7 protein-coding genes are annotated in these 7,151 nt (G+C 43.4%); 5 read left to right on the top strand and 2 right to left on the bottom strand.

Translation table 11 applies throughout. From position 1 onward, the window contains the following. Window positions 1–417: 417 nt before the first annotated feature. On the top strand, window positions 418–651 hold the full coding sequence (locus tag B7C60_RS16130) for a glutaredoxin family protein (protein ID WP_099612521.1): 234 nt from the start codon (window positions 418–420) through the stop codon (window positions 649–651). A 1-nt stretch (window position 652) separates the two neighbouring features. Here the strand turns inward: B7C60_RS16130 and B7C60_RS16135 are convergent, their stop codons facing one another. Beyond that, window positions 653–1,522, bottom strand: a complete 870-nt coding sequence (locus tag B7C60_RS16135; RefSeq protein ID WP_099612522.1) for a LysR family transcriptional regulator — start codon at window positions 1,520–1,522, stop codon at window positions 653–655. Between the two features lie 131 nt (window positions 1,523–1,653). On the opposite strand from B7C60_RS16135, the gene B7C60_RS16140 reads away from it, so the two are divergent. The 4 genes from B7C60_RS16140 to B7C60_RS16155 all read left to right on the top strand — a co-directional run bounded on the left by B7C60_RS16140 (window position 1,654) and on the right by B7C60_RS16155 (window position 4,764). After that, entirely contained in the window at window positions 1,654–2,874 is a 1,221-nt protein-coding gene (locus B7C60_RS16140; protein WP_099612523.1) for an MFS transporter, read from the top strand. A gap of 42 nt (window positions 2,875–2,916) precedes the next feature. Next, entirely contained in the window at window positions 2,917–3,477 is a 561-nt protein-coding gene (locus B7C60_RS16145) for a DUF1415 domain-containing protein (protein WP_099612524.1), read from the top strand. Window positions 3,478–3,565: 88 nt separating this feature from the next. Beyond that, the gene (locus B7C60_RS16150) at window positions 3,566–3,916 is read left to right on the top strand and encodes a DUF2750 domain-containing protein (RefSeq protein WP_099612525.1); all 351 of its coding nucleotides are present in this window, start codon (window positions 3,566–3,568) and stop codon (window positions 3,914–3,916) included. Window positions 3,917–4,188: 272 nt separating this feature from the next. Next, window positions 4,189–4,764, top strand: a complete 576-nt coding sequence (locus tag B7C60_RS16155; protein ID WP_099612526.1) for a nucleoside triphosphate pyrophosphohydrolase family protein — start codon at window positions 4,189–4,191, stop codon at window positions 4,762–4,764. 153 nt (window positions 4,765–4,917) lie between these two features. Here B7C60_RS16155 and B7C60_RS16160 read toward each other — a convergent pair. After that, the coding region (locus tag B7C60_RS16160) for an efflux RND transporter permease subunit (RefSeq protein WP_245869599.1) at window positions 4,918–7,151 on the bottom strand (2,234 nt) is incomplete at its 5' end.

Here is a 7,151-nt window from a genome sequence, read left to right on the forward strand (position 1 = left end):
GCGATGAAAGGCTTACAAAGCCACTCAGGCTGACAGGGTAGATAGAAATCAAAATCCATATTGCCCCCTTACTTCATATTGACCATGCAAATACTCTAATGACTTTATCGGCTCAATTCATTTTAGCTTGAGGACTTCTTCATTAGAGCCACATTAATGGCTTAATTACCTGTTATTTAACACTAGGTTTTGTTGACCCCAGTGTACAGGGAAATAACTTCAAAATCTGCTTGTTACGATGCTTTTGACAGAAAAAGAGCTAATGCATAATCCACCTGATGGCCTGTAACTGAGTTTATTAATGTGCTCGGCTAAAAATAATCAAACCCTAGCGAAAAGAGAAAAACGATTCACCGCCGATTGCATCACTACGGTTCAAACGCTAAACTCGCTCTCTTTCTGTCATTGAGCTTGATTATGAAACGTATTGTCCTTTATGTGAAAGATAAATGCCCTCACTGTAAAAGTGCCCAGCAATATTTAGATACAAAAGGGATAAAATATCGCTTATGTAATGCGAAAATGGAACGTGGTCGAAAAGAACTGGACGCCTTAGGTGCTCGCAGCATTCCGGTGCTGAAAATTGCCGATCGGTTGATGATAGGGTGGAACGCCAGTAACTTTGAACGTATCTACCACAGCAAAGGCTAAGTTAAACATACTGTTTGACGAACTCGATAAAGGTTCTATCCGCATTAGAGAGATAAGCATCTTTACGCCATGCCAGCGCAAGATCGAGCCACAACGGAGGATGAAAAGGAACCGCCCTGACTTCAGGTTCATTATCTGTCACTAATTCAAGCAAGGCGGTAATCGCATATTCATGCTTAACAATGCTAAGAATCATGGGTAATAGATTGGTTTCAAAAGAAATATTCGCTGTATGCTGATATTTTTTACAGATATGATCAATAAATTCACGATGAAAATATCCCGGTTTAAACATCACTAATTCATGCGAAAAAAATTGCTGAAAATCAATCACACTCTGTTCTGCCAACTCATGCTTAGAACCCACCACTGCGACCATTTGGGAAGAAAGTAACGGATCAACCTCCAAATCATCCGGCACATCCTGATTTAAAATCACCCCAATATCCAACTCACCAGACAATAACATTTTCCGAATCGATTGAGTTCCCGCATCAATCACCGTCATCTTCAGTTGTGGAAAATGGCTTTTAAACGCCATAACAATTTGCGGGAAAAAATAGCTACCCATCATACTGGGAGCGCCAAGACGAACCTCTCCTTTCACCAAACCTTTTAGCTCATCAATGGCAAGTTGAGCATCTTTGATTTGCCTATCAATTCGCTTGGCATGTTCCAATAAAACTTGCCCTTCATGAGTTAACGTAATTTTACGATCATCGCGCTTAAAGAGGCTCACCCCAAGTTGCTGCTCAAATTTCTTAATTGAAATACTCAGTGCTGGCTGCGCGATATGTAACTGCTGCGCGGCATAAGTAAAATTTTGCCACTTAGCCACAGCTAAAAAATGTTTTAGATGACGAGTTTCCATTAACCATTAACCATTAACCATTAACCATTAACCAAATATATTACAACGATAATTTTAATATATTTTATTAATTAAAAGAAGGCTGTTACTTTGATCACATCAACCACTACACTCCACTTGGGTAAGTCTCTATGATTGAACTACACAGCCCACAATATCGGCAAGTCACCTTCGCTTTAGCATTTGGGTCTTTTTTAGTTTTTTGTAATTTATACCTTTTTCAGCCGATGCTACCCTATTTAGCGCACCATTTTATGGTTTCTGAGACACAGATTAATTGGTTATTCGCCGCATCGACGCTGGCTCTCTCAATCAGTTTAGTCCCTTGGGCCATTGGCTCCGAATCTATTGGACGCCGCCAAGTCATGTTATTTGGGCTATTTGCTATGCCATTGATTGGATTGCTGATGTTGATCAGCGATCACTTATGGGTTTTGGTCTTAACCCGAGCACTAATGGGAATTGCATTAGCGGCATTTGCTTCGGTTGCGGTAGCTTATATGGTAGAAGAACTCTCCCCCCAAGCCTTTAATAAAGCGATTGGTGGCTACATTGCCGCAAACTCTCTGGGCGGGATCTGCGGACGCATTGCCGGAGGGCTACTCACCGATGCATTAGGTTGGCAAACAGCCGTCATCACCATGGCGCTCTTTACGTTATGTGGCGCGGTACTTGTTTTTATCCTTCTTCCTAAACAGCAACATTTCACGCCTCAAAGAGGGATGTTTTTTCATCATAATAAAGCCATGATTCGGCATTTAACCAATCGAACGCTTTGGCTAGCGATGCTGATTGGTGCCACCAATTTCGCACTGTTTGTAAACCTGTACTCAGTCATGGGTTTTCGCTTAGTTGCAGAACCTTACGCACTTCCTATTGGCTTAGCTTCTTTCATTTTCCTCTGTTATTTAGCTGGCACGCTCAGCTCTAAATTAACCAGCCATTGGACGCAACGGTTTGACGCCGTCATCGGTATGGCTCTGGGAGGCATATTGAGCATGCTTGGCATGTGGTTGGCTAACATTGAATCGATTCTATTTATGCTTTTAGGGTTAATTTTGATTAGTTTTGGGGCCTTTTTTACTCATACGCTCGCCTATGCTTGGGTTAGTCAAAAAGCTCCCCAAGCAAAAGCGACCGCGACAGCTTTGTATCTCGTCCACTACTATGTGGGGGGCAGTTTAGGTGGTTTCTATCTGCTCTATTGCTGGCAACATGGGGGCTGGAAAATAGTGACACTTGGCGGCTCAATTATCTACGGTGTACTCTTTAGCTTATGTTGGACACTCAGCCATCAGCATACCCGCTCACAAGAAATACCGCCTTCGTCAACTTATAAATCCGTCCATTAACATGCTAGAATCACACTCCAGACAAATAATAAACGCAGCCCAATGAACTCAACGACCAACCAACAAACCATCACTCAAAAAGTTAATCAATGGCTGAACGATGTCGTGATCGGGCTAAACCTTTGCCCTTTCGCAGCCAAACCACAACGCAATAAGCAAATCAAAATTCACGTCAGCCAAGCGCAAAGCGAAGAAGCTCTTTTGCAAGATATTTTGGATCAACTCCTTGAGCTCGATACCAAAGACCCCGAAGAGTTAGAAACGACGTTGGTAGTTGTTCCTCACTTACTGGCCGATTTTACGGACTACAACTTTTACATTGATTGGATTGAAGCACTGATCCGCCAACAAGATTGGGAAGGTATTTTCCAAGTTGCCACCTTTCACCCAGACTACTGTTTTGCCGGTACGCAACCTAACGATGACGAGAACCTCACCAACCGTTCGCCTTATCCTATTTTTCACCTGATTCGTGAAGAAAGTCTAGAAAAAGTCCTCAAGTATTATCCAAACCCGGAGTTGATTCCTGAGATTAATATTGAGCGGGTTTCCCAACTCACCGATCAGCAGCGTAAAGCACTTTTTCCCTTTCTATTTCGCTAAAATATCAACGGTAATCAGCATAAAACTTAATGGGATTTGACCCTTGAAAATGCTACCCTAGCCGCGTCATTCTTAGTGAGAGAATAAAATGAGCAAATTAACGGCAGATGTGCAAGCTAACCTAGATCTTTTCATCAATCAATCGCAAGAAAATCAATTGGTTTGGGGGCTACGTAACGAAGAAGGCTGGCTCTCTTGTGAATCAACCGAATTCGAAGACAGCGAAGTGATGCCTTTCTGGTCGAGTAAAGAAGATGCACAATTGCATAATGTAGAAGAATGGGCCGATTTTGAAGTATTAGAAATTCCGCTCGATATTTTTGTTGAAGATTGGTTGATCACTTTAGCCGAAGATGGTGTTCTCATCGGTACGAACTGGAATGCGAATCTTGAAGGAAAAGAGATCGAGCCGGCAGAGCTAGCTAAGCTTTACCTATAAACTAACTAAGCTTTACCGGTCAAAAAACAGCCCCAAACGCGCCTAAACTTTTATCCGACCATTCTTTTGTGTTCTAGTTACCACTTAGGAATGGCAGATACAGCGACTTGCGCTACTCATGACCTTTTCATACCTACGCCGCTCAATACTCTTTATCTAGCATTGAGCGGATTGTCTTATCGATTCAAGGTCATCACTATGCTTGCTGATGTCTCTCGTCCATAAAGCAAGCCCGTTAGCGTATTTTTTATTTTTATAATATGGATCAGAACATGTACTTATCTAAGCTGACTCAAGAGATTTATCACCACCTTTATCACGATATTCATGAATTTCGTAGTACGTTTGACCTGCCAGTGGCCGACCCCGCTAGCTTAGATGCACAAGCCGATACGTTACATACCTCGTTAGCGATTGAAGAACTAACAGAACTTGCCGAAGCGGATAATAAAGTCGAGCAAGCCGATGCTATTGTCGATAGCATCTATGTCTTAATGGGGCGTCTCGTCCACCTTGGTCATACGCAGATAAATGATAATATTGCCATTAGTTATCTGATTGATTTACTGCTCAATGTTGCGGCGAACCGTGGCATCAATTTTCTTCCTTGTTGGGATGAAGTTCATAGTTCAAATATGAGCAAAGTCTGCCGTAATGAACAAGAATTTGCCGATACAGTTGAATTCTATGCCAAACAAGGCATTAAACTGATGGCCGTCCCAAAGGGCGACTATATTATTGCCAAATGTGCTGAAGATGTGGTGATGGAAGGGAAAACTATTCGCCAAGGTAAAGTACTTAAATCGGTTTATTACCGCCCAGCCGATCTCGTCTCGCTCACCCAATAACTACAAACATACTCTTCGCCTTTAACCACAACATATCCCAACAAGATGGTAGATTACCGCTTGGGATTTTATAGCGATGCTCCTCTCGCTCATTATACAAAAATGGCCGCATCAAAATGAAGCGGCCATCGTATTGACTCAAGTGAGCCGTTGTTAGTCTTGTACGACTAAACGCTCACCGTGCTGATTGATATCTTTTGCCAATAATAGATACATTGCAGGCACAACAAACAAGGTAAATAGAGTACCGATGGTCATGCCACTGGCAATTACCAGCCCCATGGCATAACGAGAGCCTGCTCCCGCACCGGTGGCAATAAGCAGCGGAATCATCGCAAGTACTGTTGCGGCCGTGGTCATTAGAATCGGTCGCAAACGAATCGCCGTCGCTTGTTCGACCGCCTCTCGCTTACTTCGACCTTCCAACTGCAGCTGATTGGCAAATTCAACAATCAAAATACCGTGTTTAGCAATCAGCCCCACGAGAGTTAACAGCCCCACCTGAGTATATATATTGATACTCGTGAACCCTAGACTGATAAAAATCAATGCTCCACACACGCTCATTGGCACGGTGACCATGATAATAATGGCGTTTTTAAATGATTCAAACTGCGCCGCTAAAATCAAGAAAATCACGATCAGAGCAAAAAAGAAGGTAACAACAAGCTGCTGGCCTTCACTTTTATACTGCCGTGATTGCCCAGCATAATCGACACTAAATCCAGCAGGTAGCACTTCAGCAGATATACTATCGAGGATACCCAACGCTTCTCCCAGAGGTACGCCAGGACGAGGAACACCAGAGATTTTTACTGCATTGAGTTGTTGAAATCCTCGTAGCGCTTGCGGCTGCACCGATTCCGTTAAGGTCACTAACGCCGACAGTGGTACCAATTCACCCTGTTTATTTCGCGTGTAATAGTTAGTCAGTTGATCCGGATTCAAACGTTCTTTACGCTCTATTTGTGGAATAACTCGGTAAGAACGATTATCGAGTGAGAAGCGTCCGGTATCAGCACCTGACAATAAACTGCCTAAATCGGCTGCAATTTGCTGCATGGAAACGCCCATTAAGGCCGCTTTTTCACGATCAACCTCAACCGTTTGTCGCGGACGATTAATTTTTAAATCACTATCGACAAAAATAAACCGCCCACTGGCCATTGCTCGACCTAGAATTTCTTGGACAACTTCTTGTAGCGCTTCAAAAGGCTGAGTAGAGCCAATAATAAATTCAACGGGAGTACCTCCACCAGGAGAAGGCAGTGAAGGTGGCACTAATGCAAAACTATTGAGTGCGGGTTGTTGAGCAAGGAATGGTTGAATATCCTTCTCTAACACCGTATGAGTATCTCGTTCCCTTCTTTCCCACGGGGCTAAGACGATCCCAGCAATCGCGGTATTGGTTCCCCCCATCCCATTAATGATAAAGACATTTTCTATCTCCTCAACGTGATCAACTAACTGGTTTAGCTCTCCGGTTGCTTGACTCAACGCATCCAACGTGTGGTAGCTGTCACTTTCTAAAATCGAAAAGATAAACCCTTGATCTTCGGCGGGCTCTAATTCCGAGGGGCTGGTGACAAATAAGAAATAACAAGAAACAAGCACAATTGCACCAAAGGTGAGTATGACACTCTTAGTGTCAAGCAAACTATGCAATGTGCGTTGATAAGCGTGGTGAAGACGATCAAACTGTTTATCCAGCCATTGCTCTAACGACTTCTCTTTTTCATGATTGGTATCGTGAGGCTTGAGAATATAGGCACACATAACCGGAGACAATGTTAAAGCAACAATTCCAGATAAAATGACCGATGCCGCTAAAGTAAAGGCAAACTCAACAAACAAAACTCCCGTTAGGCCTCCGACAAAACCGATCGGTAAGAATACCGCCACCAACGTGGTCGACATCGTAATGATTGGCCACGCAAGTTCACGTGCCCCCTGAATGGCCGCTTCTTTACGACTCTTCCCTTCTTCAATGTGGCGATGGATATTTTCCAGCATAATAATGGCATCGTCCACGACGACGCCAATCGCCAGTACCATAGCAAGTAATGTCAGTAGGTTAATGGAAAAACCCAGTAACCACATGAGGAAAAAGGTACCGACTAAGGAAACCGGAATCGCAACGGCCGGAATAATCACTGAGCGAATCGAGCCGAGGAAGGCATAAATGACCAACACTACGATAGCAAGCGCCAAAACAATGGAGATCACAACCTCATCAATCGCATTTTCAATATACTCAGTGGAATCGTAAGCGATATAGGCAGACAAACCTTGTGGGAGCTGTGGAATAATATCTCGGTCCCACACTTGACGAACTAATTCAATAACATCTAAAGCGTTTGCGTCAGGAGACACCTCCACCCCAATGA

This window comes from Vibrio fujianensis (assembly GCF_002749895.1).
GTDB classification, from domain to species: Bacteria; Pseudomonadota; Gammaproteobacteria; order Enterobacterales; family Vibrionaceae; genus Vibrio; species Vibrio fujianensis.

Excerpts from the sequence above, each read along its gene's own strand:
- B7C60_RS16155 (WP_099612526.1), top strand. The coding sequence starts at position 4,189 with ATGTACTTATCTAAGCTGACTCAAGAGATTTATCACCACCTTTATCAC.
- B7C60_RS16135 (WP_099612522.1), bottom strand. The coding sequence starts at position 1,522 with ATGGAAACTCGTCATCTAAAACATTTTTTAGCTGTGGCTAAGTGGCAA.
- B7C60_RS16130 (WP_099612521.1), top strand. The coding sequence starts at position 418 with ATGAAACGTATTGTCCTTTATGTGAAAGATAAATGCCCTCACTGTAAA.
- B7C60_RS16150 (WP_099612525.1), top strand. The coding sequence starts at position 3,566 with ATGAGCAAATTAACGGCAGATGTGCAAGCTAACCTAGATCTTTTCATC.
- B7C60_RS16145 (WP_099612524.1), top strand. The coding sequence starts at position 2,917 with ATGAACTCAACGACCAACCAACAAACCATCACTCAAAAAGTTAATCAA.
- B7C60_RS16140 (WP_099612523.1), top strand. The coding sequence starts at position 1,654 with ATGATTGAACTACACAGCCCACAATATCGGCAAGTCACCTTCGCTTTA.